At 51.6% G+C, this 25867-nt stretch carries 27 protein-coding genes and 1 rRNA gene; 1 reads left to right on the top strand and 27 read right to left on the bottom strand.

Going from position 1 to position 25867, the window contains the following annotated elements; all coding sequences use genetic code 11:
• Positions 1-33 precede the first annotated feature (33 nt).
• From EVJ32_RS12930 to metG, 17 genes are all read right to left on the bottom strand, one after another.
• Positions 34-408 (bottom strand): FtsB family cell division protein, encoded by a 375-nt coding sequence (locus EVJ32_RS12930; protein ID WP_131458690.1) that lies wholly within the window; start codon positions 406-408, stop codon positions 34-36.
• A gap of 45 nt (positions 409-453) precedes the next feature.
• Complete coding sequence (locus EVJ32_RS12925; RefSeq protein ID WP_070329377.1) at positions 454-726, bottom strand: RNA-binding S4 domain-containing protein; 273 nt, start codon at positions 724-726, stop codon at positions 454-456.
• Positions 723-2138, bottom strand: coding sequence for a bifunctional methyltransferase/pyrophosphohydrolase YabN (gene yabN, locus EVJ32_RS12920; protein ID WP_131458689.1), 1416 nt, complete (start codon positions 2136-2138; stop codon positions 723-725). Before yabN ends, EVJ32_RS12925 begins: the two co-directional genes overlap by 4 nt.
• A gap of 1 nt (position 2139) precedes the next feature.
• On the bottom strand, positions 2140-3687 hold the full coding sequence (locus EVJ32_RS12915; RefSeq protein ID WP_131458688.1) for a polysaccharide biosynthesis protein: 1548 nt from the start codon (positions 3685-3687) through the stop codon (positions 2140-2142).
• The gene (gene mfd / locus EVJ32_RS12910; protein WP_131458687.1) at positions 3671-7198 is read right to left on the bottom strand and encodes a transcription-repair coupling factor; all 3528 of its coding nucleotides are present in this window, start codon (positions 7196-7198) and stop codon (positions 3671-3673) included. Before mfd ends, EVJ32_RS12915 begins: the two co-directional genes overlap by 17 nt.
• 45 nt (positions 7199-7243) lie before the next feature.
• Positions 7244-7801, bottom strand: a complete 558-nt coding sequence (gene pth, locus EVJ32_RS12905) for an aminoacyl-tRNA hydrolase (protein ID WP_070329381.1) — start codon at positions 7799-7801, stop codon at positions 7244-7246.
• Positions 7802-7856: 55 nt separating this feature from the next.
• Positions 7857-8813, bottom strand: a complete 957-nt coding sequence (locus EVJ32_RS12900; protein ID WP_131458686.1) for a ribose-phosphate diphosphokinase — start codon at positions 8811-8813, stop codon at positions 7857-7859.
• 45 nt (positions 8814-8858) lie between these two features.
• Positions 8859-10214: a bifunctional UDP-N-acetylglucosamine diphosphorylase/glucosamine-1-phosphate N-acetyltransferase GlmU gene (gene glmU, locus EVJ32_RS12895; protein WP_070329382.1), complete on the bottom strand. Its 1356-nt coding sequence runs from the start codon at positions 10212-10214 to the stop codon at positions 8859-8861.
• 183 nt (positions 10215-10397) lie between these two features.
• Positions 10398-10697 carry a septation regulator SpoVG gene (gene spoVG / locus EVJ32_RS12890; protein WP_070329383.1) on the bottom strand — a complete coding sequence of 100 codons (300 nt, stop codon included), beginning with the start codon at positions 10695-10697 and terminating at the stop codon, positions 10398-10400.
• Positions 10698-10833: 136 nt separating this feature from the next.
• Complete coding sequence (gene purR, locus EVJ32_RS12885; protein ID WP_070329384.1) at positions 10834-11658, bottom strand: pur operon repressor; 825 nt, start codon at positions 11656-11658, stop codon at positions 10834-10836.
• A 73-nt stretch (positions 11659-11731) separates the two neighbouring features.
• Positions 11732-12595 (bottom strand): 4-(cytidine 5'-diphospho)-2-C-methyl-D-erythritol kinase, encoded by an 864-nt coding sequence (ispE, locus tag EVJ32_RS12880; RefSeq protein ID WP_131458685.1) that lies wholly within the window; start codon positions 12593-12595, stop codon positions 11732-11734.
• A 101-nt stretch (positions 12596-12696) separates the two neighbouring features.
• Positions 12697-12933 (bottom strand): Veg family protein, encoded by a 237-nt coding sequence (locus EVJ32_RS12875; RefSeq protein ID WP_016510694.1) that lies wholly within the window; start codon positions 12931-12933, stop codon positions 12697-12699.
• Positions 12934-13016: 83 nt separating this feature from the next.
• Complete coding sequence (gene rsmA, locus EVJ32_RS12870; RefSeq protein WP_131458684.1) at positions 13017-13895, bottom strand: 16S rRNA (adenine(1518)-N(6)/adenine(1519)-N(6))-dimethyltransferase RsmA; 879 nt, start codon at positions 13893-13895, stop codon at positions 13017-13019.
• Positions 13892-14452, bottom strand: a complete 561-nt coding sequence (gene rnmV, locus EVJ32_RS12865; protein WP_016510695.1) for a ribonuclease M5 — start codon at positions 14450-14452, stop codon at positions 13892-13894. Before rnmV ends, rsmA begins: the two co-directional genes overlap by 4 nt.
• Positions 14445-15734 carry a 3D domain-containing protein gene (locus tag EVJ32_RS12860; protein ID WP_236635584.1) on the bottom strand — a complete coding sequence of 430 codons (1290 nt, stop codon included), beginning with the start codon at positions 15732-15734 and terminating at the stop codon, positions 14445-14447. Before EVJ32_RS12860 ends, rnmV begins: the two co-directional genes overlap by 8 nt.
• Positions 15735-15748: 14 nt before the next feature.
• On the bottom strand, positions 15749-16516 hold the full coding sequence (locus tag EVJ32_RS12855) for a TatD family hydrolase (protein WP_131458682.1): 768 nt from the start codon (positions 16514-16516) through the stop codon (positions 15749-15751).
• Between the two features lie 53 nt (positions 16517-16569).
• The gene (gene metG / locus EVJ32_RS12850) at positions 16570-18528 is read right to left on the bottom strand and encodes a methionine--tRNA ligase (RefSeq protein WP_131458681.1); all 1959 of its coding nucleotides are present in this window, start codon (positions 18526-18528) and stop codon (positions 16570-16572) included.
• 329 nt (positions 18529-18857) lie between these two features.
• On the opposite strand from metG, the gene EVJ32_RS12845 reads away from it, so the two are divergent.
• Positions 18858-19151 carry a transition state genes transcriptional regulator AbrB gene (locus tag EVJ32_RS12845; RefSeq protein ID WP_070329391.1) on the top strand — a complete coding sequence of 98 codons (294 nt, stop codon included), beginning with the start codon at positions 18858-18860 and terminating at the stop codon, positions 19149-19151.
• A gap of 16 nt (positions 19152-19167) precedes the next feature.
• Here the strand turns inward: EVJ32_RS12845 and rsmI are convergent, their stop codons facing one another.
• The 10 genes from rsmI to rrf all read right to left on the bottom strand — a co-directional run.
• Entirely contained in the window at positions 19168-20037 is an 870-nt protein-coding gene (gene rsmI, locus EVJ32_RS12840; protein WP_131458680.1) for a 16S rRNA (cytidine(1402)-2'-O)-methyltransferase, read from the bottom strand.
• Positions 20009-20287: a GIY-YIG nuclease family protein gene (locus EVJ32_RS12835; RefSeq protein WP_016510809.1), complete on the bottom strand. Its 279-nt coding sequence runs from the start codon at positions 20285-20287 to the stop codon at positions 20009-20011. The genes rsmI and EVJ32_RS12835 overlap by 29 nt, the downstream gene beginning before the upstream one ends.
• Positions 20280-21014: a tRNA1(Val) (adenine(37)-N6)-methyltransferase gene (locus tag EVJ32_RS12830; RefSeq protein WP_070329393.1), complete on the bottom strand. Its 735-nt coding sequence runs from the start codon at positions 21012-21014 to the stop codon at positions 20280-20282. Before EVJ32_RS12830 ends, EVJ32_RS12835 begins: the two co-directional genes overlap by 8 nt.
• 65 nt (positions 21015-21079) lie before the next feature.
• Positions 21080-21415, bottom strand: coding sequence for a DNA replication initiation control protein YabA (yabA, locus tag EVJ32_RS12825; RefSeq protein ID WP_016510808.1), 336 nt, complete (start codon positions 21413-21415; stop codon positions 21080-21082).
• Positions 21416-21438: 23 nt separating this feature from the next.
• Positions 21439-22269, bottom strand: coding sequence for a PSP1 domain-containing protein (locus EVJ32_RS12820; RefSeq protein ID WP_131458679.1), 831 nt, complete (start codon positions 22267-22269; stop codon positions 21439-21441).
• Positions 22270-22275: 6 nt separating this feature from the next.
• Positions 22276-23286, bottom strand: a complete 1011-nt coding sequence (locus tag EVJ32_RS12815; protein ID WP_131458678.1) for a DNA polymerase III subunit delta' — start codon at positions 23284-23286, stop codon at positions 22276-22278.
• A complete protein-coding gene (locus EVJ32_RS12810) occupies positions 23286-23615 on the bottom strand; it encodes a cyclic-di-AMP receptor (protein WP_070329395.1) in 330 nt (109 codons plus the stop codon). Before EVJ32_RS12810 ends, EVJ32_RS12815 begins: the two co-directional genes overlap by 1 nt.
• Positions 23612-24253: a dTMP kinase gene (gene tmk / locus EVJ32_RS12805; RefSeq protein ID WP_070329396.1), complete on the bottom strand. Its 642-nt coding sequence runs from the start codon at positions 24251-24253 to the stop codon at positions 23612-23614. The genes EVJ32_RS12810 and tmk overlap by 4 nt, the downstream gene beginning before the upstream one ends.
• 2 nt (positions 24254-24255) lie before the next feature.
• Entirely contained in the window at positions 24256-25677 is a 1422-nt protein-coding gene (locus tag EVJ32_RS12800) for an aminotransferase class I/II-fold pyridoxal phosphate-dependent enzyme (protein WP_236634156.1), read from the bottom strand.
• A gap of 84 nt (positions 25678-25761) precedes the next feature.
• Positions 25762-25867: ribosomal RNA gene (gene rrf, locus EVJ32_RS12795) — 5S ribosomal RNA — on the bottom strand; the annotation flags it as partial.

The raw sequence follows: 25867 nt of genomic DNA, 5'->3' as shown, positions 1-25867 counted from the left end.
ACGAGTCGATTCGTCAACGGTCAACGAACCTACTTATTCCTCTGGTGAGAAGTAAAAAATAATCTCGCCATCTTTCGAGAACAACAGCTCGTTGCGTGCAAGATTGGCGATGTATTCTTCGTCTTGTAAACGTTCAACCTGCTCTTTTAGCTCCGCTTGTTCTTCCTTCGTTTCACGAAGCTCGACACGAGCCTCGTCTTGCTTTAGCTCTTGATCCGCTACATATCCGACCTTTGAGAAATAGCTCTGACCGATGAAGACAATCAACAACAAAAAGACAAGTGAGGCCACGGCTAGGCGGCGTCGAAGATGGATACGTCGCCGGCTCTGTTCTTTTTCCAGCTGTTCTCTCCGTTCGTCGAGAGCCCGAATCCGCTGTTTGCGTTCCATCGGGTTACGTCCATTCATCGAATCACCTTCCTCTTGACCTATTATATTCAGTATACCTTTTTTTTATGCTTCCGTACCACTGTTCACCTTTTCTTCTTTGATCAACCGGTACATTTCTTTCGCATCCTCTTTCCGGGCATGCTCGGCAATTGAATCGATAATGACCGTCACCAGCTTATTCCCGAATCGGATTTGGAGCTCATCACCGGCCTTGACGTCCGTACTGGCCTTGGCGACTTGGCCATTCAAGCGGATACGGCCTTGATCGGCCACTTCCTTCGCTAACGTCCGTCGTTTGATCAAGCGCGACACTTTCAAAAATTTATCTAGTCTCATAATCCCTTCTCCTTCGCTTCATCCCAAAGCCGATCCATCTGTTCGAGCGTCATGTCGCTGAGCGATCCGTTCGCTTCGATATATTCAAATCGTCTCTTGAATTTTTGATTGGTCCGTTCAAGTGCTTGCTCCGCGTTCAACCCGAAATAACGGGCTACGTTGACGACTGAGAACAGTACGTCCCCTAGTTCTTGTTCATCTTCGGGACTTTCTCGCCACTCTTGTAACTCTTCTTCGAGCTTCTCGAACGCTCCGGTTACGTCATCCCACTCGAACCCGACTTGAGCCGCTTTCTTTTGGAGTTGCTCGGCACGCATTAACCCCGGTTGGGTCATGAGCACACCATCAAGCTGCGAATGTTTATTTTCCCCTTTTTCGTCTTGTTTAATCGCATTCCAGTTCGAAACCACGTCGTCGGCGTCTGCGACCGTCACGTCACCGAAGACGTGCGGATGGCGACGGACCATTTTTGTGCTGATCGCGCCGATCACGTCACGAATATCAAAGTACCCTTCATCGGCCCCGATTTGCGCGTGAAGCATGACTTGGAGCAAGACGTCTCCGAGTTCTTCGATCATCGCATCATCGTCCTCTTCGTCGATCGCCTCGATCAACTCATACGCCTCTTCGAGTAAATATTTCCGCAGTGATGCGTGCGTCTGTTTTCGGTCCCACGGGCAGCCGTTCGGACCGCGGAGTGTCGCGATGATGTCTGTCAACGTCGCAAACTCCCGCGCGAGGTGCGTCTCGTCAGTGAGTGGCGGGACATAGAGCGTCGTCAAATTGTCGACTTCAGCGACCCGGTCCATCTCGTAGAGCGGAACTTCGGAAATTCGCTCTCGTTTCGTCCCGGCCGCCGTGACAAGCTTGACAAGATGTTCGTCCGGATAACGTTCCATCAATTGTACTTTCACATCCCCGGCCACAAACCCGTCGTACACTTGACCGATTAAGACGTGCTGCGTGACTTGGAGCCGTTCAACGTCGAGTGCGGTCGCATCGAGCAGTTGAAATCCATTGATCGGATCAATCTGGAGCGCTTGAAACATGGCGTCCAAAAAGCTCTGTCCGCCGAGGAACGTCACGTCCGCCCCTTGTTCGACGAGCAGTTCGACCGTCCGCTCGGCGACGAACGGATGGCCCGGGACCGCATACGTAATCGCCAGTTCGTCGCTCTTATCGAGCAACGTCTCAACGATTTGTTTATAGACGTCCTCAAATGTATCGTTTGATTCATAAATGTGGTCGAACGATTCAAAATGAACCCCTTCCGCCTCGAGCTCTTTGACGACCGGATGTTCTTTCGTGCGCAACCAGACGAGCGGTTGCTGTTTCAAATGACGATATACCCCGAGCGGAAGTTGCTCGAGTTCGCCGGAGCCGAGTCCGACGACGGTAATTCCATAACTCATATTAGGTCTCCTTTTTATCAATCAAATTGATGAGTCGATTTCCAAACGGGATCATCTCCCATTCTTCGATCGTCAGCACCTGTTCCCTGACCGCTCGCCAGACGTACAAAGCGCCGCCGCACACCACCATCAAACCGAGCCAACCGAGTGCGTTGACGCGGTTTGATGGTGACTCAGACGCTAACGCGTTCAAACCGAGCAAGACGATCCCCATGGGCAGGACGGTCTTTAAAAGCAGTCCGTAATGGTGCAATCGAAACGTACCGAGCGGAATGTTCTGATCGAGCCGATTAAAATTAAAGGCTGCCATCGCTAAAAATGCGAGCGACGTACCGACTGCCGCCCCGTCAATCCCATAACGCGGAACGAGCAGCAAATTGATCACAAACTTTACAATCATGGCAAACAGCATACCAAAGGCGGCCGTCCGCTCTTTGTCGATCGCTTGAAGGCACGTCATACTCGCGACTGCGAGCGAGGCCGCGAACGTACTTGTCGACAACAATACAAGCGCTCTTGTACCGTCAGCATTTTCAAACAACGCGACGTTCAAAGGCCACATGACGCCCATCAGTCCGATCGTTGCAGCCGCAGCGACCGTGGTCGTCACTCGAATCATCGAACTGAGGCCCGTTGCCGTCGCTGTGAGTCGCCCGGCCCGGTAATGGCGGACTAAGTTCGGCACGTTCGCCATCCCGAGTGCCGTCGTGAAGAGGATCGCAAACTGCACGAGCGGATAGCCACGGTCGAACACGCCTTTACTCACTTTGGCCGAATAATCGCCGCCCATCAAATTGACGATTGTGAATGAATCGACGAGTTGCATCCAAAGAATACCGAGCGACGCAAATCCGACCGCAAGCCCGCTCGTCAAGAGAACACGCAGTACGGCACGCAGTGTTGTGGCACGGACCGCGACGATTCGGAACCCTTTCGCCCAAATCGACAAGACGACGACGGCGACACTCCCGCCGACTAACGTCGCCGCATAGGCATAGCGACTGAGTTCATATGCGTCACGTCCAAAGTGGACACCGACGAGCAATGAGACGAGCAACACCGCGACCCGAATCAAGTTTTCAAGCACTTGCGACAGCGCACTCGGTCGCAAGTCATCAATTGATTGAAATGACCCGCGCAGTACCGCAAGCGCAGGCATCAACAAGTAGCTGAGACTGATGATTTGGAGCGTCGTCGCCAGTTCGGGGTCACCGAGCAAGCGCGCGATGACAGGCGCAAGCGCGAACATCGCGACCACGAGGCCGACAGCGAGGCCGAGGAGCACATAAAAACTGCCCCACAGGACTTCTAACTTCTGTCTTGGACCTTGTGCCCCGACCCCGATTTTGGCAATCACGACCGGCATCGCGTAAATCCCGAGCGAGGCGACGATCGCCGCAAACGGATATACCGTCTGGTAAGCGTATAACCCAAAATCACCGGCAATGTTTTGATACGGGACCCGATAGGCAAAACTAATAAATTTTGAAATGTATCCTGCGAGCGCAAATAAGACGACGCCCGTCGCAAACTTACTTGGCGTCCGCATGGACCACCAACCGCTTCACGAGTTCCTCAAGGACCGTGTCGGCATCGTTCAACAGCTCGACAACCGGCATACGTCCGCTGAGTGACAGCTTGAGCGCCCCGTTGTCTTGCCCGACTCCGAGTTTCCGTCCGAGCGGCATCGTCCATTCCATGAACGACGGCACATCGAGTGCCGTCGTCGATTCCATCGATAACACGATGTCGATCCGCTCTGGTGACTGTTTGATCCGTGTCACTTTCGCCAGCTCCCCGTAAATGCGCAGACGCGTCAGTTGGATGAGCAACGCGACCGGTTCCGGGAATTCTCCGAACCGTTCGATCAGCTCGTCTTGAAGCGCGAACAGTGCTTCTGGTGTATCGACATATTTGAACCGCTTATACATCTCGATCTTCAGTTCGCTGTCCGACAAGTAATCGTCCGGAATGTAGGCATCCGCTTGGAACGTGACTTCCGGTTTGAAGACGACTTGTTTCGCTTGGCCGCGCATGCGGTCTTTCCGCTCTTCGATCGCTTCTGACAACATCTGTGAATACAGATCGAACCCGACCGAGTCGATGAACCCGGACTGTTGGGCACCGAGCAGGTTGCCGGCCCCACGAATCGATAAATCACGCATCGCGATCTTAAACCCGCTGCCGAGCTCGGTGAACTCTTTGATCGCTTGCAGGCGGCTCTCCGCAACTTCGGTCAACCGCTTGTCTTTCCGATACGTGAAGTACGCATACGCGATCCGGTTCGATCGGCCGACGCGTCCTCGAAGCTGATACAGCTGCGACAGACCCATCTTATCGGCGTCGTGCACGATGAGCGTGTTCACGTTCGGGATGTCGATGCCGGTCTCGATAATCGTCGTCGAGACGAGGACGTCGGCTTCTCCTTCAAGAAAACTGATGAGCTGACTTTCAAGCTCGGTTTCGGTCATCCGGCCGTGCGCCGTCGCGATACGGGCATCCGGCAACAGCGCCCGAATCTCTTCGGCTTTCCGCTCGATCCCTTCGACTCGGTTATATAAGAAGAACGCTTGGCCGCCACGGGCGAGTTCGCGCTCGAGCGCTTCTCGCAACACGATGCCGTCGTATTCCATGACGTACGTCTGAACCGGATAACGGTTCTCCGGCGGTGTCTCGAGGACAGATAAATCACGGATTCCGATCATCGACATATGAAGCGTCCGCGGAATCGGTGTCGCCGTAAGCGTCAAGACGTCGATGTTCGTCTTCAGCTGTTTCAGGCGCTCTTTATGCTTGACCCCGAACCGCTGTTCTTCATCGATGATGACAAGGCCAAGATCGGCGAACGTCACGTCTTTCGACAGCACGCGGTGCGTCCCGACGACGACGTCGATCGTTCCCTCTTTCAGTCCTTTTTTCGTCGCCGCCAGCTCACTCTTCGAACGGAAACGACTCATGACCGAGACGTTGATCGGGAATTCACTGAACCGTTCGAGCATCGTCTCATAATGTTGCTGCGCGAGCACCGTTGTCGGCACGAGGAATGCGACTTGTTTGCCCGCGAGAACGGATTTGAACGCCGCCCGGATCGCGACTTCGGTCTTGCCATATCCGACGTCACCGCAAAGCAGGCGATCCATCGGGCGCGACCGTTCCATATCCGCCTTGATCTCGGCGATCGACCGAACTTGGTCTTCCGTCTCGGCGTACGGGAAGGTCGATTCGAACTGGCTCATCTCGTCATCGTCCGCCGGGAAGGCGAAGCCGACCGATGCCTCTCGGGCCGCATAAAGTTTGATCAACTCGTCGGCAATGTCTTCGACCGACTTGGCGACTTTTGATTTGACCTTCTTCCATTCCGTCCCGCCGAGTTTATAAATCTTCGGCTCTTTCCCTTCGGCCCCGACGTACTTTTGGACGAGGTCGATTTGATCGACCGGCACGTAAAGCGCGTCATCCCCGGCGTACACGAGATGGAGGTAGTCTTGATGGATCCCGCCGACTTCGATCGTTTTGATACCTAAGTATTTCCCGATTCCGTGATGGATATGAACGACATGATCATTCGGCTTCAGCTCTTGATAACTCTTGATCCGTTCGGCGTTCGTCAAATTCTTCGTCTGCCGTTTCCGTTTCGTGACCCGCTTGAACAGCTCCGTTTCCGAGACGACGACGAGGCGGCTCGTCGATAACTCGAACCCTCCTTCGACCTGTCCGATCATGACGTGGACATGGCGTGGCAACAGCTCCCCGTCAACGTTTGTGAACGTGGACGGGATCCCGTAGTCTTCCAGGAGCGCCACGACTTTGTCTGCCCGCATTTGATCCCCGGCGAGGAAAACGATCCGGTGATCACTTTGTTGCCACCGCTCGACCTCTTGCTTCAACAAGTGCATCTGTCCGTGGAAGGCAGGGAGCGGGCGGCAACTGAGATGGACCGTATTCGTCTCCGGGATCCCCGAACGCCGTGATGGCAGCAACGAGAACGCGACTTGTTTCAAGCTTCGGAACACTTTGTGCATCGGCACGGCGAGGGTATAGTTGCTGACCGACTCCCCGCGTTCGATCAGTGACGAGAACCATTCGGCCTCTTCACGGTCTTGCACGTCCGCCGCGTCCTCGATGCGTGCCACTTCGTCCAACATGAGGACCGAATCAGCACCCACATAGTCAAGCAGCGTCGACGTATAAAGTAGCGGCGTATACTTCCCGAGCTTCTCCGGCACATCACCGCGTCCGAACTGTTCGATGTCGCGGGCGATACCTGATTCAAGCGCTTGTCGAATCGTCTCGGTTTCAATCAGCTCGAGCGTCCTTTCGTATTGCCGTTCGAGCGCTTGTCCGGCTTTCTTCAACTGTTCGACCGATGCGACGAACTCGGTCGCCGGCGTGATGACCGCTTCCGAAACGACACCTAACGACCGTTGCGTCTCCGCATCGAACGTGAAGACGGAATCGACTTCCGTGTCGAACAAATCAATTCGATACGGTCTCGCTTCCGTGAGCGGATAGACGTCAAGAATACTGCCGCGGACCGAAAACTCACCTGGCGCCGTAACCGTGGCCGTCCGCTCGTAACCAAGTTCAATCAGTGTTGAGGCAAACGGCTTTAAATCAAGCTCTTGCCCTGGTTTGATCGTCCGATGACTCGCCAGCCAATCGGTCGGACTCGGCACGAAACGACGCAAGCCACCGAGCGGTACGACAAGGACGCCTCCCTCTTCGGTCAGGAGGCGTGTTCTGGCTTCGATTCGCGCGGCGAGGAGCTCGGGACTGGATGTGAGCGACAGTTCCCCGGCGAGCGTCTCGTCAATCGGATAGAGCAACGTCTTGCTCGGTCCGACAAGTGGCTCAAGCTGGTCGAACATCTTTTGGGCTTGGTACATGTTATGGGTGACGACAACGAGACGGCGTGTCGACTGTTTCGCCAAACCGGCCAAAACGAGCGCTTTGGCACTTGTCGTCAATCCCGTGACGAGTTGACGGTCGACTTTAGGCAACCGGTCTCGAATCACGTTCGTCTCCGGCAGTGTCACCATAAATCTCTCTAAAGCGTTCATTTGTTTTCCTCCACCTTATACGACAAAAAAGGGTGCTGTGACCCTTTAGTTATATCGATTCATGAGCGCGACCCAGTCCGTGTCCACAAAATCTGTTGCGGCGGCCACGGCTTGGTCGAGCGTATCGTTCAATTCGGACATATCTTCTTTTCGATAACTCATCAGTACCCAATCAACAACTTTGATCGGGTGCGGCGGACGTCCAACGCCAAGCTTAAGCCGTTTAAAATCCATCGTCCCTAGATGCTGAATCAATGACTTGATGCCATTATGTCCACCGGCACTCCCTTTCGGACGCAGGCGGAGTTTACCTGGGACCATGTCTAAATCATCATAGATGACGAGTAAATCGTCGATATCGATTTTATAGTAATCGAGAATCGGACGGACCGCTTCACCTGATAGATTCATGTACGTGAGCGGTTTGACGAGGACGACCCGCTCTCCATTGATTCTTCCCGTTCCAATGACTGCTTTAAACTTGGCTTCGTCAAGCGTGATCCCGTGCTTGTCCGCTAACCGATCAATTGCTAAAAACCCGATATTATGACGGGTCATTCCATATTTCTTGCCCGGATTCCCGAGACCGACGATACATTTCATCATGTTCCTCCTGAACAAAAAAGCCCAAAGGCGAACGCCTTCGGGCCTCGTTTTTTTAATCGAACAGCGTGCTCACCGATTTGTGCTCGTGGACACGCATGATCGCTTCCCCAAGCAAACGGGCAACCGACATCTGCTTGATTTTGCTCGAGCACTCGCGACCAGTCAAATCGATCGTGTTGAGGACGACGAGTTCTTTGATTGACGAGTTGTCGATTCGCTCCATTGCCGGGCCAGACAGAACCGGATGGGTACATGAAGCGTATACTTCTTTTGCTCCCGCTTGGACGATTGCGTCTGCTGCGAGCGTGATCGTACCGGCTGTGTCGATGATATCATCGATCAAGATGGCTGTTTTGCCTTCAACGCTGCCAACGATGTTCATGACTTCGGCCACGTTCGCTTCCGGGCGTCGTTTGTCGATGATGGCGATTGGCGCTTTCAAACGTTCTGCGAGCTTCCGGGCGCGCGTGACACCGCCGTGATCTGGTGAGACGACGACGATATCTTTTGCTTTGAACTCATCTGTCTCAAAATACGTCGAGATGAGCGGAACGCCTAACAATTGGTCTACTGGAATATTGAAGAAACCTTGGATCTGAGCGGCGTGCAAGTCCATCGTGATGACGCGTGTCGCTCCGGCTACCGTAAGCAGATCGGCAACGAGTTTCGCTGTGATCGGCTCACGCGACCGTGCTTTACGGTCTTGGCGTGCGTAACCATAGTACGGGATGACGACGTTGATCGTGCGAACCGAGGCCCGTTTCAGCGCATCGATCATCACGAGCAGTTCCATGAGCGTTTCATTCACTGGTGAGCTCGTCGATTGGATGATGTACACATCGTCGCCTCGGACGCTCTCCTCGATATTGATGTAAAGTTCTCCGTCGCTAAACCGCTTCACTTGGCAGTCACTGAGTGGGACACCGATTTCTTTGGCAATTTCTTCAGCTAACGGGCGGTTCGAGTTTAAGCTAAATAGGCGAATTTCACGTTCATATACAGTAGACATGTTTAGGATTCTCCTCCATCGTTTTCCATAGTAATAGGCAGCAACTTAGCGTTTCGTGTAACCTTCTTTGTTCGTTTGACGCTCGCGCGCAATCGCGAGAGCTTCTTCAGGGACATCGTTTGTAATCGTTGAACCGGCAGCGACGATCGCGCCTTTCCCGACTGTCACCGGGGCAATCAAGTTGACGTTGCATCCGACAAACGCGTCTGCTTCAACGACCGTCTCAAACTTATTCTTACCATCATAGTTGACCGTGATCGATCCACATCCGAGATTGACACGTTCACCGATCGAGGCATCTCCGATATAGCTGAGATGCGATGCTTTCGCACCGTCCCCGAACGTTGATTTTTTGATTTCCACGAAATTGCCGACGCGCGTATTGGCGCCAAGGACTGCTTGTTGACGAAGGTGGGCGAACGGCCCAACTTGCGCATGACTTCCGACACGGCTATCACTGAGTACCGATTGACGAACGGTCGCACCGTCTTCAATCACACTGTTGCGGATGTCCGAGTTCGGTCCGATCACGCACTCCGAACCGATGACTGTCTTGCCAAGAATGACTGTCCCTGGGTAGATGATCGTATCTGATCCGATGACGGCGTCCGGCGAAATGTATGTCGAGGCCGGGTCCATGAAGGTTACGCCTTCGCGCATAAGGCGTTCGTTCGTCCGCTTGCGCATGAGTGTTTCAGCCTGCGCGAGAGCGACACGATCGTTGACACCGATCGTCTCGCCGAACGTCGGCGCGGTATGGGCCGCGACAACTTCGCCTGCTTCTTTCGCAATCGCGATGACGTCTGGCAAGTAATACTCACCTTGAACGTTATCGTTACCGACTTGTTTGAGGGCATCAAACAATAATTCGTTGTCAAACACGTAAGTTCCCGTATTGATTTCAAGAATCGCTTGCTCTGCAGCAGAGGCGTCTTTATGTTCGACGACTTTCGTCACGTTACCGTCTTCTCCACGGATGACACGACCATAACCGGTCGCATCGTCAGCGATCGCCGTCAGTACCGTTACTTTCGCTTGCTGCGCCTCATGATGGGCAAGGAGCGCCTCCAACGTTTCCGCTGTGAGAAGTGGTGTGTCACCACAGACGACAAGCGTCGCACCTGATTTACCAGCGAGCTCAGCTTCTGCCATTTGAACCGCATGGCCCGTTCCAAGTTGCTGTTCTTGGACCGCGTACTCGACGCGCGAGCCTAGCGTCTCTTGTACCGCTTCAGCCCCGTGACCGACGATGACGATTTGACGACTGACTCCGATTTTGTCGAGTTGGTCGACGACATGTTCGACCATCGGTTTTCCGAGGACCGGATGAAGCACTTTATAGAGCTTAGACTTCATACGCGTCCCTTTACCTGCTGCCAAAATGACTGCAAAACGATCCATTCTTGATTCGCCCCTATCTTAATCGACTGTTTTTATTCAATCGTTCGGTTTTTTCTATATTTAAATCCTGAATACACCGTTTCTACTATATCGAAACCGTGACGCGGTTTCAACCGTTGTAACCATTCGTAACCAATCAAACGCAAAAAGGCAGCGGAAGGGTCCCCATCCGCTGTCGAGTCATTATTCGTTTATACCGTTGTATGATTCCTGTGCTTCGTAAGTGGAAACATCGACCGTGCCGTAGGCTTCGAGCACAGCCGCCTCGACTTTTTGGCGCATATCTCCATTGATCGGGTGAGCGATGTCTCGGAAGATGCCTTCCGGCGTTCGTTTACTCGGCATCGCGACGAAGAGCCCGGTGCTTCCTTCGATGATTCGAAGGTCATGCACGACAAACTCTTGGTCGAGCGTGATTGAAGCGAGCGCCTTCATCCTACCTTCCGTCGTCACTTTGCGAATTTTTACGTCTGTGATCTGCATGTTTCGCATCCCCTTTTCTTCGTTGTCTATGCCATGGTGTACTTTCACTAAAAGGTTAAAGTGATTCAAGCGAACCGATTGACTCCGTATGACTGATATACCCTCTCATCATAAAACGAAATCAAATTTTTGCCAATCACTTTAAGAACTGTTCGACGTTACCGCGTGAAATTGTGACGAGTCCTTCATCTGCATCAACGTTCGTCAACTTCATCAAGCTGACGTACTCACTCACCATTTTCTTCTCGGCACCTTCGGCTTCCATCAAGACACCGACACCAGCTAGGTTTGCCTCGAACTCATTCAACAGGCTCATCATCCCACGGATCGTCCCGCCTGCTTTCATAAAGTCATCGATGAGCAAGACGTTTGCGCCTCGTGGCAAGCTTCGACGTGCGAGTGCCATCGTACGGATCGCTTTTGACGAGCCGGAAACGTAATTGATACTGACGGTCGACCCTTCCGTGACACGGCTGTCGGACCGGACGATGACGAACGGAACACCTAATTGCTCAGCGACCGCGTAGGCGAGCGGGATCCCTTTTGTCGCAATCGTCATGACGACGTCGACTTTACGGTCCGCAAACACCGAGGCGAAGATTTGTCCCATCGGTTTCACTTGACGCGGATTACCAAGCACGTCGGTTAAGTATAAATAGCCTCCCGGAAGCAGACGCTCCGGTTTCGACAGTTGATCGCACAAGCCATCGATCATCGATAGCGACTTGTCTTTGCTCCACCCTGGAATGAACATGACTCCCCCGGCCGCACCTGGGACGGTAATCAATTTTCCGGTACCGTCGTGGGCGAGCATTTCACTGACGATGACTAAATCTTCACTGATCGATGATTTAGCAGACTGATAGCGGCTCGAAAACATCGATAACGAGACGAGCTGATGTGGATGGTCAAGCATATAACGGGTCATATCGACGAGACGACCACTTCTACGAATTTTCATACGGATTCCCCTTCACTTTGTCAATAATAGACGAATGTTCTAAACAGAATATATCACTTTCATTCGTTTTTTTTCAATGTTTTTTACCGAGAATCCGAACGACGAACACTTCCGGACAAAATCCTTTCAGTCCGTTATAGACGCGGTGCGCTTTTTGCTCGTGCTCGATGAGCGCGAATACGGTCGGGCCGCTGCCGCTCATCAACACGCCATCAGCACCACAATGCAGCATCGTCTCTTTGATTTGACGGACTTCGGGATGCAGTTCAAGCGTGACGCCTTCAAGCGCGTTGCCGAGGTTCGCACAAATTCCGTCAAAGTCCCGTTCACGAATCGCTTTAACCATCGCCGCAGTGTTTGGATGGATGATTTTCTCCATCTGAACGGCTCGATACACGTCAGCCGTTGATACACCGAGCTTCGGCTTCGCCAATACGACATAGCACGGCGGCGGTGACGGAACCGCCTCTAATATCTCACCGCGGCCCCGGGCGATCGCGGTTCCACCCATCACACAAAACGAGACGTCTGAACCGACCGCGGCTCCGAGCTCTGCTAACTCCTCGAGCGTTAAACCGAGGTCGAACAGTTCATTCATTCCCCGAAGCGTCGCCGCAGCATCACTTGACCCTCCCGCGAGCCCTGCTGCGACCGGGATTTGTTTATCAAGGACGATTTCGACTCCTTCTGTGATGCCGAACCGCTTCCGCAACAGATCGGCCGCACGGTAAGCCAAGTTCCGATGATCGCTCGGGACATAGGCATGCTCAGACTGGATTCGAATCTCATCCGTATCAAGTACGGTCAATTCGAGCCGGTCGGACAAGTCCACCGTCGTCATCACCATTTCTACTTCATGATAGCCGTCCGTCCGCTTCCCGAGGACGTCTAGTGTCAAATTGATTTTTGCCGGCGCTTTCACACTGATCGTGCGCATATCGTTCACCCTTCCCAATGTATCTCCTGTTCGCCATTGTACCGTAAACGGACGCACAAAAAAAGAAGCAGCTGCCAATGCATCCGCCCCTCATTTATCGATCAATTACTGAATTCAATTTTAACTGTATCCGTTAGGACATCAGCGTAGCTATACGAGACACGTTCCACATTATGGTAGTCTTCATCCAACTTGACAACGAACACCGCAGGATACGTCTCAACGAGCGTTCCAAACCGAGTAACGACTTTCTTACGACCGCCGTTTGCTTTCAACGTCAATCGTTCTCCAACATGTGATTCGAGTTTTTGTCTGATTTCTTGCAACGTCTTTGGCATACGCTTCACCTCACTGTTACAAGTATAGCATATTCTAAAACGGAAATAAAGATTAAATATTATAGCGACTCCCTATCCGGTCGTCAACTATTTTTAAGTGGTAAAATTGTGTCTGCTAAGCGTGCAAACTCTTCAAGCGAAAGCGTTTCGCCTCGCCGTTTCGGGTCGATTCCCGCTTCATTCAAGAGACGTTCAAGGTCTACTTTTTTATCTTTGCCGAGATGATTCGTCAAGTTGTTCAAAATCGTTTTTCGACGTTGCGCGAAACTAGCGCGGGCGATTTCAAAGAAAAAGGCTTCGTCTTCGACATCGACGGCCGGGCGCGGCCGCATCTTGAGCGTGATCACGGCCGAGTCGACGTTTGGAGCCGGCATGAATACGCTTTTCGGTACGATAAAGCTTACACTCGCTTCCGCATAATACTGGATCGCGATTGATAACGAACCGTACGCTTTCGTGCCAGGTTTCGCCCCGATGCGCTCAGCCACCTCTTTTTGAATCATCATGACGAGCGAACGGAACTTGATCCGGCTCTCGAGCAAACGCATGATAATCGGCGTCGTCACATAATATGGCAAGTTGGCGACGACCGCGATATCATCGATTCCTTCATTCAAGAACTCACGTTCGACGATGCTGCGAATGTCGAGCTCGAGCGCGTCCCCATGAATGACGTGAACGTTCGGGTAAGGCGCCATCGTGTCTTCAAGGATCGGCAGAAGGCGTTGATCGATTTCAAGCGCGACCACTTTTTGCGCCCGCTTGGCCGATTGTTCCGTCAACGAGCCGATTCCCGGACCGATTTCGAGCACACCGCTCGCTTCACCTAGTTCTGCGGCGTCGACGATTTTATTTAATATATTCAAGTCGATTAAAAAGTTTTGTCCGAGCGACTTTTTGAATGAGAAGCCGTGACGTTGTAAAATCGCTTTTGTGCGATGAATCGTTGCAATGTCTTTCAATGATTTTCCTCCTCTAACTGAGCGAGCGCCCGCTCCCATTCTTCGATGGTCACACGCAACGCTTCGACTCGTTTCACAAATTGCTTGGCGTTCGGTTCCCCGATGCGGAGCAAAACACCTAGACGCTTGCGACGAGTTGCGGCGTCAGCCCCGCCGATCAAATCGGCCTCGAGCACCATCTGTCGTGTGACGAGCGGCTCGTCCGTCTCAACTCGCGTTTCATAAACCGCCTCGAGCACACGACGGATTGTCGCAGGTGTCGCGTGTTCGACGCCGATTTTCCCTCGTTTGTCTTTCGCCTCGGCCCGAGGGAGGTAGGCGTGTTTACAGCCCTTCACTTGCTCTTCGACGATGGCCCGGATCCGGTCGCCCGGATAGTCCGGGTCGGTCAAGATGATGACACCGCGTGTCTCCTGGGCACGTTTGATCCGTTCGATCGTCTGTTTTGACACGGCCGACCCGTTCGTTTCAATCGTGTCGACGTCGTACACTTCTTGAAGCCGGGTCGTATCATCGCGTCCTTCGACGACGATCACTTCTTGTATTTTCTCACGCATTGTCAGTTCCTTCTTTCTCTTCTTGCTTCGGGATCACCCAAATCGTCAGTGGCTTACGACCAAACGTGACCGCTTCCTCTTTCGTATCCATCATGATATCGATAATATTGCCTTTAATCGCGCTGCCTGTGTCGAGAGCGATCGCCATGCCAAACCCTTCGATATAGACACGGGTTCCGAGCGGAATGACGGCCGGGTCGACCGCAATGATCCGCATTCCTTCATACAGGATCGTATCCGTCACGTCATAGCCGCTGCGCGTCAGTACTCTGCCGTCATACGTCACGGTGTCTTCTGCGTTGTTCGTATAGGCGGTGGCCTCGACGAGGAGCTGTTTGGCTGATGTGAAGTCGAGGACATCGTCGGCCCGAGGCGTTTCCTCGATTTTGATTTCCGCTTCCTCGCGGAATGGACTTGTCGAGTCAACGGGCTCAGCCGGCGCTTCGGCTGCTTCAAACTCGGCTTCGCGCTCGGTTGCGACTTTCGTACCGACCTTAATGATTTGCGGTCGGACTGTCTGCACCATTTCGACGTCTGTCTCGGTCCGATTTGTAATTGTACCATTTTCAACTGTCAGTGCATACCGCGTCCGCTCTAGACCAGGGACGCCGACTTGTGACACTTCGGTCGTCCCGACTGTAAGTGTCGCATCCTCTTCTTCAATGATCTCAAACGGGATTAAGCGGTTCTCATATTGAACGACGTCTCGGCTCATGTTGACGGTGATCGTCATCCCATCACGCACTTCGGCCGTGAGCGCCGGAACGACCGTATCTTTATCTGAAATCTCAATTCGGGCTTCTCGTAACACCTCTTCCACGGTCGATGCCATCGTATGAACTTTCGTCGCATCATCGCCTATGATCAAATCAAGCGCCACGACCGGCTGATAGCGAATCGTCATTCCTGACGTGATCGGTGTTCTGACCGACGGATAGACATCATCGCCTTCTCGTACGCTCACACCGTATCGGAGCAGGACATCACCAACGGTCCGCTCACGGGTATCGATCGTTTCCATTTGGCCGTAACCGATCTGGAGCGACACCGTATGGGCCCGTTCGATATGAATGACACGCTCCGGCGGGATGTCCGCACTGAGCGCCGGCGTCACATAGTCGGCCTCATCGATCGTGATCCCGGCCTCGGCGAGCACTTCGATGACCGAATCAGCCTGTGTGTCGTGCTCAATCTTGACACCGTTATCGATAATCGTAATCTGCTCCGGCTGCATCATCATGTAGGCGAAGACGACAACGACAATGGCGCCTACACTTAACACGAAACGTCTCATCATCATGGAAGTCGGAACAGCCGTTTCGCATTGGCGGTCGTCGCCTCGGCGAGTGCTTCGTAAGGCATGCCGCGGAGCGCTGCAATCTCTTCAGCGACGTAAGTGACGTATGCCGGTTCGTTTCGTTTACCGCGGAACGGTGTCGGCGTCAAATAGGGGCAATCCGTCTCGACAAGAAGACGGTCGAGCGGTACCTGCTGCGCTACTTTCTTCGGCACTTTGGCGTTTTTGAACGTCACCGGTCCGCCGAGCGAGATATAAAAATTCAACTTCAAACAGCGCTCGAGCAGTTCGACAGACATGCTGTAACTATGAAACACGCCGCCGACAACTTCCGCGTGCTCTTCTTCTAGCAGATCGAGCACGTCCGCTGTCGCTTCGCGGTTATGGATGACGATCGGCATGTTCGTCCGCTTCGCGATCGCGATTTGCTGACGGAACACACGCTGCTGTACATCTTTCGGTGACTTGTCCCAATGGTAATCGAGGCCGATTTCCCCGAGTGCCATCACTTTAGGATGTGCCATAAGCGCTTCAATTCGGTCGAGTTCAGCTTCGGTGCAGTCGATCGCGTCGACCGGATGCCAGCCGACGATGGCGTAGACGTCCTCATACGCCTCGGCCAACTCAATGGCACGGTCAATCGTAGGTGTATCGAATCCGACGACGAGCATCGGCGAGACGCCGGCAGTGCGAGCACGCTCGATTGTCGCCTCGACATCTTCATTGAACTGCTCAGCGTTAATATGGGTGTGCGTATCAATCAACATGATGCATCCTCCTTCTTTAGACAAAGAGAGGGAGACCGAAGTCTCCCTCAAAATTATTTGACGATGGCCCCGTTCGGCATATTTTCTGAGACGGTGGCGAGTTCTAGCTTACCATCTTTATCGGCTGCTAAAATCATTCCTTGAGACAGTTCACCGCGGAGTTTGACCGGTTTCAAGTTGGCGACGACGATCACTTTTTTACCGACTAAGTCTTCCGGCGCATACCATTCGGCGATTCCCGAGACGATTTGTCGCGTTTCGCCGCCAAGGTCGACTTGAAGCTTTAATAGTTTTTTCGCTTTCTTGATCTTATCTGCTTCGACGATTTGCCCGACCCGAAACTCAACTTGGTCGAACACATCGATCGTGATTTCTGGACGGACGTCCTCATCTTCAGCTTCAGCCGGCGTTGCTTCCGCTTCGATGCGCGCTTGCGAAGCTTGACGCATCATCTCTTGAATCGCATCGACTTCTTCTTTCACGTCTCGACGTGGGAAGATCGGCGTTCCGTCCGTCACGACCGCTCCATCAAAGGCAGCGAACGTATCGAGCGCTTCCCATGACATGTCTTCGTCAACGAGTCCGAGCTGACGGAACATTTCTTTCGGCGCCCGTGTCATGAACGGTTGAATCATGATCGCGACATGGCGGAGTACGCCCGCGAGGTGTGTCATCACAGATGCAAGCTCATCACGCTTCGACTCATCTTTTACGAGCACCCATGGTTGTGTCTCATCGATATATTTATTGGCTCGGCTGACGAGTTGCCAAATACTTGCGAGGGCGACCGAGAACTCCATGTGCTCCATCGCTTCTTCTGTCTTGTTCGTCGTGTCGTTTACCATACGGAGAAGTTCCGCATCGAACGCCGTCACGTTCCCCGCATAAGCCGGTACGTTGCCATCGAAATACTTCTTGATCATGGCAACAGTCCGGTTGAGAAGATTCCCGAGGTCGTTCGCGAGATCAAAGTTCAAGCGATCGACGAACGCTTCCGGTGTGAACGTGCCGTCCGCACCGAATGGGACTTCACGGAGCAAGTAGTAGCGAAGCGAATCAAGGCCGTAGCGGTCGATGAGTGGAATCGGATCGACGACGTTCCCTTTCGACTTCGACATCTTACCGTCTTTCATGAGCAACCAGCCGTGCGCGAACACTTGCTTCGGTAACGGTAGGTCAAGCGCCATGAGCAGCGCCGGCCAAATGATCGTATGGAAACGAACGATTTCTTTCCCGACCAAGTGTACGTCTGCCGGCCAGTAACGATTGAACAATTCGTCGTTATCTGTCCCGTAGCCGAGCGCGGAGATATAGTTCGTGAGCGCGTCGACCCAGACGTATACGACGTGTTTCGGGTTCGACGGGACTTGTACGCCCCAGTCGAACGTCGTCCGCGAGACTGCCAAATCCTGAAGCCCCGGCTTCAAAAAGTTGTTGATCATTTCAGTTTTACGCGATTCCGGTAAAATGAAATCCGGATGTGACTCGAAGTACTCGATCAACCGGTCCGCATACTTGCTGAGGCGGAAGAAATAGCACTCTTCGCGCACGAGCTCCACCGGATGGCCGCTGTCAGGACTTTTTCCATCAACGAGTTGTGATTCTGTATAGTACGTCTCGTCCGGAATCGAGTACCACCCTTCGTACTCACCGAGGTAAATATCATCATTTTTGAGCAGCGTCTCAAACACGTGTTCGACGACCGCTTTATGACGGGCGTCAGTTGTCCGGATGTAATCGTCATATGAGATCTCAAGCTTGTCCCAAAGCACACGGATGTCTTTGACGACTTCATCGACAAACGCTTGTGGCGTCACGCCAGCTTCTTGGGCCTTTTCTTGAATTTTCTGTCCATGCTCGTCGGTCCCAGTCAAGTAACGGACGTCAAATCCTTTTAAGCGCTTATAGCGAGCAATCGCATCGCCGGCCACCGTCGTATAGGCATGACCAATGTGTAGTTTCGCACTCGGATAGTAAATCGGAGTCGTGATATAAAAAGTTGGCTTCGCCATAGTATGTTCTCCATCCTTTCGATATTTGCAATTTCCATTATACACGGTTCGACAAAAGAATTTCCAAACCAATTGTTTGGAATTAATTTGATGCTGATTCATAAAGAATGTTCCAAAAAAACCCTTTCTTTGTTTCGTGTTCAAATAATCGGGGAATTTTATGGATATACGATTCCCTTATCGTCATTATTCGAAAATGTGTATTTCCAATAGTAAGCAGTTGACTGCAATTGGAAAGTTTAGTATGCTTTTTGCTATAGCCACATTGTCGAATTTTGACGATTCATGTCACCACGAGATTTCGACATCATTGGAGGAGGAAATACAAAATGAAATCTACAGGTATTGTACGGAAAGTTGACGAGCTCGGGCGCGTCGTTATTCCAATTGAATTGCGCCGGACACTCGGTATCGCTGAAAAAGATGCACTCGAAATTTACGTCGACAACGAACAAATCATCTTGAAAAAATACAAACCGAACATGACATGCCAAGTGACAGGCGAAGTATCTGACGACAACTTCAAGTTGGCTGACGGAAAACTCATCCTTTCACCTGAAGGCGCACAGCGCGTTCTCGTCGAGTTGAAAAACATGCTCGAGAACTACTACAGCGAAGAGTAAGCAAGGGAATCCTTGCTTACTCTTTTTTGTCGACTTGATGATACGCATCGTAGACTTCGCTTCGTGCCAAGCCACGCTCTTTCGCGACTTGCTTAATGGCCGCGTTCGGTTTGAGTCCGTCTTCGATGTACCGATCGACATGCTCTAAAGGCGACAGCGTTTCCCACCAGTCGCTCGTCGGTGCAGACTCTGTAGAGCCGCTCACCATGACGACGAATTCACCACGCACCTCACCCTCGCACCAAGCGAGCGCCTCTTCAACCGTGCCTCTTAAAAACTCTTCGAACGTTTTCGTCAACTCTCGACCGAGCACGATTTCGCGATTACCGAGTACGTCCTTCACCCCGGTCAACATCTCTTTCAACCGATGCGGCGCCTCATAAAAGATGAGCGTGCCCGGTTCATATTGAAGGGAAGCCAACACTTCGGTCCGCTCTTTCTTTTTACGAGGTAAAAAACCATAGTATAAGAACCGTTCTGTCGCGAGGCCAGATGCGACGAGTGCTGTGAGTGCCGCGTTCGCACCCGGCAAGACGACGACCGGTAGCTTCGCCTCGATCGCGAGTCGGACGAGGTCACTCCCCGGATCTGAAATACCAGGCATGCCCGCATCCGATACGACGGCGACGGACTTACCGTTTTGAATGTCTTCGATTAAACGGGGTCCGCTCACTTGCTTATTGTGCTCATGATAGCTGACCAATTTCGTCTCGATCTCGAAATGACGACATAGTTTCATCGTTTGCCGCGTGTCTTCGGCCGCAATCAAATCGACTTCACGCATGATGCGGACGGCCCGGTACGTCATGTCCTCTAAGTTGCCGATCGGTGTCGGTACGACATAAAGCGTCGGCCCCTCAGTTTGATAACTTTTCTGTGAATTCATTGGTCGTCCCCTCCATCAGCTGCTGTTTTTGAGCGCGGGTCAATTGTTTGATCGACCATTCATACCGCATCGCTTCCTGTTTCGTCTCGAACGACTTGACGTATCGAAGACTGACCGGGAGACGCGCCCTCGTATATTTCGCACCTTTACCGGCGTTGTGTACAGTGACCCGTTTTTCGATATCGGTCGTGTAACCGGTGTAGTAGGTTTGGTCACTGCATTCGAGAATATACGCATAATAGTTACGCATCGAGGATGTCTCGCATCGTTTTCGTATACGTATCATCTTCCTCATAAACGATAAACGGAGGTAAGATCGTGAGTCCTGGTTTTCCATCTTTAGACCCCTCTATAAGTAATGTGTTCGCATCTCGTCCTGCCTTCGGATAGACGAGCTGCATCCGCTTCGGCTCAATGCGGTATGCCCGCATGAGCGTGACGATATCGAGCAGCCGTTCGGGCCGATGGACGAACGCGACTTTCCCGCCTGGCTTCACAAGCTGACTTGCCGAACGAATGCAATCTTCAAGCGTACAGAGTACTTCATGACGAGCAATCGTATGGTGCTCATTTTGATTGCGAAGCGACGTCTCATTGGCCAGGAAGTAAGGTGGGTTACACGTCACAACATCATAACGGGCATGGCCGAGACTGGAGGCGGCCGTTTTCACATCTCCTTCGATGATGTGAAGCCGCTCTTCGAGACCGTTCACCTCAATGCTGCGATTCGCCATGTCGACGAGCCGGGGCTGAATCTCGACGCCCGTCACCGTCCCTTTCGTCCGATAAGATAAAAAGAGCGGGATTGCGCCGGTGCCAGCGCATAAATCGACCAACTTTCCTTGTTGAATCGGTACCCAAACGAATTCGGCGAGTAGCACCGCATCCAATGAGAATGAAAAGACATCATCACTTTGGATGATTTTACCAGGGCGTCCAAGCAAATCGTCAAGGCGCTCCCCTTGTTTTACAGTCACGCTGTTTCCCTCCTATATAACAACAGAGGCGACGGACAGAGATTTCCTCCGTCTATCGCCCCCGATTAATGCTTATTTAACATCGACATACAGAAGAGGCAATCGCCATCTTTTCTGACTTGTCCGTAGTGCAAGTTGCAAATATGGAACCCTTCCTGATAGAGCGCCGCCAAGTTGTTCTGTCCTTTTCCGGACAAAGCGATTTGCGGATCGCCATCAGGGGTTTCGACTTCTGCAAGCTGCTCAACCTTTTCACGCAGGTGATGGTTCTCGAGATACATATGTTGGTTTTCTTCAAGCAAATAGGCGAGTTGTTCTTTGAGCACGCTTAAATGCTCCGTCAACACGTACATCTGTTGCTCGATGGCATCGACCCGCATCATAACTTCTTTTTTATCCATTCTCTCCACTGCTCAGCACCCCATCACTGTTTCAACGGTTTTCGTTTGACCGCACCGACTTCGACGAGTTCATCGATCGTATACGTCACAACACGAGTCCGGTCATTCAATTCGACTTGAATCAACTGATCCAAGATGTTGAGACCGACGACACGTCCGTCACCTTCTGGAATTTTGATTCGCTTCCCGACGTCTGGCAAGTCTCGTTTCAATTCTTCATACGTATCGTTCTCATATTTGAGACAACACATGAGACGACCGCATACACCGGAGATCTTGTTAGGGTTCAAGGAAAGGTTTTGATCCTTGGCCATCTTGATAGACACCGGTTCGAACTCGCCTAAGAACGAGGAACAACACAGCACTCGACCACAAGGACCGATTCCACTGAGTAGCTTCGCTTCATCCCGCACCCCGATTTGTCGGAGTTCGATCCGTGTCCGGAACACGCTCGCTAAGTCTTTAACAAGCTCGCGAAAATCAACGCGCCCCTCAGCCGTGAAATAAAAAATAACTTTATTACGATCAAATGTATACTCAACATCTACTAATTTCATCTCAAGTCGATGTTCGCGAATTTTTTCTTCACAGACGGCGTGAGCGTCAACAGCTGCCAATTGGTTGTCTTGAACGATTTCGGCATCTTTTTGATCGGCGACACGAAGGATCGTTTTCAACGGCAAGACGACTTCGTCTTCACCTAGTTGTTTACCAACTTGGACGATTTCACCGTATTCGATTCCTCGCACCGTCTCGACGATGACATGGTCTCCACGTTCAAGCGTTGCTTCGCCTGGTGAAAAGTAATAGATTTTTCCCGCTTCTTTAAAACGGACTCCAACTACTTCAAGCACGCTCTCCTATCCCTTCTGCAAATCGAACGTTAACCGTTCGAACGTTAATTGAGGATTGACGTTTGCCTCGAGCCGTCGAATCGCTTCATGAACGAATTCGATGGCATGGACGATTTTGTGTACCGGACGATCATTCACGAAAGCCGTATATAACGACTGCTCTTTCGTGAACAGTTCCGGGACATAATCGGTTCGAACTTTGAAGTGGAGAGCTTCCTCCAACCAACTTTCGAACAGTTCGAGGCCGACTCGGAGTTCATTGCGCCCTTTGAAGTGACCGAGCCACTTCTCTTGGGCGAACAAAAGCAACTCTTGCGGCCGTTTTGTCAATACTTCAACTAATTGTACCACTAGCCCGTACGCCTGTACAAACCAGTCGTTGTGAAGTGCCTCGCGCGCATCGTCCCATTTCGGATAAACGGTCAGGGCAAGACGTGCCAAATCGTTCGTGCATTGCATCTCTTCTGCCAGTTTTTCAGCAAGGCGGACCCGGTCAATGGGGCGAAATACTAAGTGTTGAGCCCGTGAACGAATCGTCGGGAGAAGCAGTTGAGGTTGCGTCGTCACCAAAATGGCGAGTTTGCCGACACCGGGTTCCTCAAAAAACTTTAATAAACTGTTCGCTGCTTGCGTCGTCATCTTATGCGCTTGATGGATCACATAGACTTGACGATCGCCCTCGGCTCCCCGTAACGACAGGTCGCTCAATAGCTGCTGGATTTGTTCTTTTTTGATACTGGCCCCGTCCGGTTCAACTTCCATGTAGTCGACGATATTGCCAGAATCCATCCGTTTGCAGTTTCGGCAAACGCCACAAGGTTCAGCCCCGCTAGGCATCCCACAAAAAAGTGCCTTGGCAAATAATTGGGCCGTTTCAATCAGATAAGGTTCATAGTCACCCGAAAAAATGTAGGCGTGCCCGATTTTTTGAGCGGCAATCGAATTCTCAATCACTTTTGCTACGACTTTCTGTGATTCAGTCAACTCTTGGAATCGCATATGTGTGACCATTCCCATTAAAACTGATGAAATCCTTCAATCGGCAAGACGAAAATAGTCGCTCCGCCAACTTGGACTTCAACAGGATACGGAATGTATGAATCGGCATGTCCACCCATAGGCGAGATTGGCGTAATCATTTGATCGCGGCTTGAGCAGTTCGATTTGATCAAACCTAGCAAATCGTCAAGGCGTTCTTTCGGGACACCGATCATGAACGTCGTATTGCCTTCCTTCAAAAAACCTCCGGTCGTAGCCAATTTCGTCGCTCGAAAATCTTCTTCAATTAAAGCGTCTGACAAACGCGCGCTGTCTTTATCGTGTACGATTGCGATTACCATTTTCATAATTCGTTCACTCCTCTTTCGTGTAGTCGTTCTATCGTGATATCGAACACTTCATCTTGGATGATTTCAATCGTCTGGCTTGCGTCGATTCGGACCATTCGGCCAGGATTTTGTTGAAGTAACGTCAAGAAACCTTCATAGACGCGTTGATGAAACGCCTCGTCCCGACTCTCGATTCGATCTAACTGCCCGCGTTCTTTCATGCGATGACTCGACTGCTCTGGACTTAGGTCGAATAAGAAAGTCAAATCGGGTGTGACCCCAGCTGTCGCCCACTTATTGAGCGATACGACTTGCTCTAAGTCATACTGAAGACCATACCCTTGGTACGCGATGGATGCATCGACAAACCGGTCACAAACAACGATGGCACCCCGGTCGATGGCCGGACGAATCACCTGATCCACGTTTTGTGCACGAGACGCTGCATACAGCATCATTTCGGTGCGTGGTGTCATTTCGTCATGTTCTGGAGACAATAACACTTCCCGGATGCTATTCCCGACTTTCGTTCCTCCTGGCTCTCGTGTCATAACAACCTCATACCCTTTTTTAGTCAAGGCGTTAGCCAGCAATTGCAACTGCGTCGTCTTTCCAGACCCGTCTGGACCTTCGACAGTGATGAACATACCTTTCACTTTTAAAACTCCTCTACGATAACATCAATTTGTTTTATCATAACATGTCTGTTCGCCTGGAGGTTCCGTCCCAACGAAATCCACTCTTTTAACACACGAATTTTCTCATCCGTCACGGTCTCACCTTTTAAAATCCAAGGAATTCCTGGCGGATAAGGGATAATCGTCTCAGCTGCAACGAGTCCGATCGCTTCATCGAACGGAAGGCGCACGACGTGTGTATCTTCTTTTATAAGATGAAGGCGCGAAACAGGCTCCGTCATCGGAAACGGATAAATTGTTTCATCCTCGTCAATGAGTGGGACATGCTGAGAAGCATTTTTAATCAGCTTCACCCAATGATGGATCTCTTGCGTTTTTAATTCCCGGAACGGCAGACAGAATAACACATGGTCCTCGGCTGCAAGTTCAATATCAATTCCAATCGAAGATAGATGTCTACTAAAGATCAAACCGTTCTTCGGATAAGTCAGCACTGTCATTTTTGTGAAATCATCGCCCACTTTTATTGTGAAACCGGCACGTCTCATTTCCATAATAAAAGCTAAATGACTCGTTTGAATCAGTGACCAATCTCGGTCACTCAAATTTTCGAGATAAGCTCGAGCATGATCAAGCGACGCCATGATCAAGTAAGACGGGCTAGACGTTTGGAAGGAAGAGAGCGCATGAAATAAACGCGATTCATTAATATCTTCCTTATAGTGGATCCAGGCCCCCATCGTGAATGCCGGAAGTGTCTTATGGGCGGACTGGACGACAGCGCTCGCACCTTCAAAAATCGCTGAGCGGTTTGGAAGATTCGGATGAATCAAGTGTGCCCCATGCGCCTCGTCTACGAGTAAAGGAATCGTTAACGTCTGCAGAAAACGACTGATTGCCCGTACATCTGCCATATCCCCATAGTAAGTCGGGGACGTAAGCAGTAACGCTTTTCCTCCGGGATATTGCGTAACCGCCGCTTCGACGGTACGAAGGGACACGACTGTCGGCAGACCACTGCCCCGTTCTAGTTCAGGAGTCAATAAAATCGGCTCTAAGCCCAACCATTCAATTGCGTTCCAAACTGATTTATGTGAGTTTCGCTGGACGTATACCCGCTCACCTCGTTTGACTGTCGCAGCTAACATGCTCCAGTTGCCAACGGTCGATCCGTTGACTAACCACTTACTCTTACTTTGATACAGGGTCCCAAGAGCCTCTTCACCTTGCTGGATAATCCCTTCAGCGTGATGAAGGTCATCCAGATGTGCAAGTTCGGTTAAATCATACGGCATGATTTTATTAAATGCTGTCGGGAGGCTATCATCTGTCACGGTCCCGTTATGATGACCTGGCACATGAAACGACACACGTCCTTCCCGAACGTGCTGTTCAAGCATTTCCATAAACGTGAATGGATTATTTTTAGGCTTTCGAGTCATGTGGAAATCCTCCTTATCCGACACCGTACGCATAAATTATACAAAAAGAGACGACCAAGCAGATGCTTGGTCGTCCTTCATATGGCCTGGCAACGTCCTATCCTCACAGGGGGAGACCCCCAACTACTTTCGGCGCTGAAGCGCTTAACTTCCGTGTTCGGCATGGGAACGGGTGTGGCCGCTTCGCTAT

Source organism: Exiguobacterium sp. SH5S4 (assembly GCF_004337045.1).
In the GTDB taxonomy this organism is placed as follows: Bacteria; Bacillota; Bacilli; order Exiguobacteriales; family Exiguobacteriaceae; genus Exiguobacterium; species Exiguobacterium aurantiacum_A.
Note: the sequence above shows the minus strand (reverse complement) of the source record. Positions and strands in the feature narration are given on the sequence as shown.